The sequence below is a fragment of the Nocardia farcinica genome (genome assembly GCF_029867845.1).
Lineage (GTDB): Bacteria > Actinomycetota > Actinomycetes > Mycobacteriales > Mycobacteriaceae > Nocardia > Nocardia farcinica_A.
Genome location: NZ_JARWRU010001023.1, coordinates 1 through 1,589, shown reverse-complemented (window position 1 = coordinate 1,589; position 1,589 = coordinate 1). Strand labels below are relative to the sequence as shown.

Below are 1,589 nucleotides of genomic sequence, written 5' to 3'. Positions count from 1 at the left end.
ACCGTATTGCCTGCCCGACCTCGGCGACTTGCTGCCTTAAGTGGTGTCCTCGGACGTGCTCACCGGGGGGGGCGGATTGGCCGACGCACGGCTCGGTGTGCCGTGGGTGGAGCTGTCCCCGCATCCGCTGTACCTGCCCTCGAAGGGACTGCCGCCCATCGGCAGTGGGCTCGCGGTGGGTGCGGGCCTGCGCGGCCGGGTGCGTGACGCGCTGCTGCGCGCCATGACCGACCGCGCGGTGCGCAAGGGCGAACAGCAGCGCGCGCGGGCCAGGGAGAGCGTCGGCCTGCCCGCCGTCGATCCCGGTCCGGCGGCGCGACTGCTGGCCACGTTGCCCGCGCTGGAGGTCCCGCGCCCGGACTGGCCGGGCAACGCCCACCTGATCGGGCCGCTGCTGTGGGAGCCGACCGAGGACGTGCTCGACCTGCCGCCCGGCGACGAGCCATTGGTGGTGGTCGCCCCGTCCACCGCCCACACCGGCGTCGAAGGGATGGCCGAGACCGTGCTGCGCGCGCTCGACGGCGCGGGCGTGCGGGTGGCGATCTCCATGCTCGACACCCCGCCCGCCGACCTGCCGCCCTGGGCCACCGCGGGGCTGGGCAGGCAGGATGTGCTGCTGCGCCACGCGTCGGCGGTCGTCGGCGGCGGTGGGCACGGCCTGCTGGCCAAGTCTCTGCTCGCCGGCGTTCCCGTGGTGACCGTCCCCGGTGGCGGGGACCAGTGGGAGCTGGCCAATCGCGCCGCGCGGCAGGGCAGTTCGATCATCGTGCGCCCGTTGACCGCCGAGGCGGTGCGCGCCGCCGTGCGGCAGATGCTCGACGATCCGCGCTACACCGCGGCGGCGGGGGTGGCGGCGAAGGGCATCACCGAGGTCGCCGACCCGGTGGAACTGTGCAGGCGGGTGCTCGACCGGGCGCGCGCGAACTGACCCTCGCCGTCGCGGGCCGGGCGCCGCTGCGCGCGCCCGCCGGGCGCGAGTATCTTCGGGACGATGCGGTTGACGGAGTTCCAGGAGCTGTTGCACACCGAATTCGGCGCCATGCGGGGCGACGCCCTGCTCACCGATCACACCCTGTTCTCCCTGGGCGGTCGCACCGGTGCCCAGGCCATCGAGGACGGCATCGATCCGCGCGAGGTCTGGCGGGCGCTGTGCGCCGAGTTCGACGTCCCCCGAGCCCGCTGGTGAATCCGGTCCCGCCGGTGGGTGGGGCCTGCCGGTGAGTTCCCGCTCGCGGCGTCGCGTTCAGGCCTTCCTGGTGTAGTGCCGCGCCGCCTTGGCGCGATTGCCGCAGGTGGACATCGAATGCCAGCGCCGGGTTCCGTTCTTCGAGGTGTCGTAGAAGAACAGGATGCATCGATCGTGTGCGCACTGACGGATCCGGTGCGGGGCCTCGGCCAGTAGCTCGAGCAGATTCTCCGCGGCCAGCCAGCCGGGCAGCCAGGCCGGATCGTCGACCTCCACCTCGGTGGCGGGCCCGTCGGCGGTCAGGGTGCGTCGGATGCGCCCGTGCGCGAGGACCACCTCGAGCGCGGCGTCGAGGGTGGGCTCGTCGGCGAAGGCGCGGCCGGTGAGCCCGGCCGAGGCCAGC

The 1,589-nt window shown here is 74.0% G+C and carries 2 protein-coding genes and 1 pseudogene; 2 read left to right on the top strand and 1 reads right to left on the bottom strand.

Annotation, left to right across the window (positions count from 1 at the left end; all coding sequences use genetic code 11):
- Together QH283_RS22690 and QH283_RS22685 are read left to right on the top strand one after the other, a co-directional pair.
- A pseudogene (locus QH283_RS22690) lies at positions 1-928 on the top strand (glycosyltransferase); the annotation flags it as partial.
- Positions 929-991: 63 nt separating this feature from the next.
- Positions 992-1,186 carry a DUF3046 domain-containing protein gene (locus QH283_RS22685; RefSeq protein ID WP_280504972.1) on the top strand — a complete coding sequence of 65 codons (195 nt, stop codon included), beginning with the start codon at positions 992-994 and terminating at the stop codon, positions 1,184-1,186.
- Between the two features lie 57 nt (positions 1,187-1,243).
- Here QH283_RS22685 and QH283_RS22680 read toward each other — a convergent pair.
- On the bottom strand, positions 1,244-1,589 hold a 346-nt coding region (locus tag QH283_RS22680), incomplete at its 5' end, for a CGNR zinc finger domain-containing protein (RefSeq protein ID WP_280504971.1).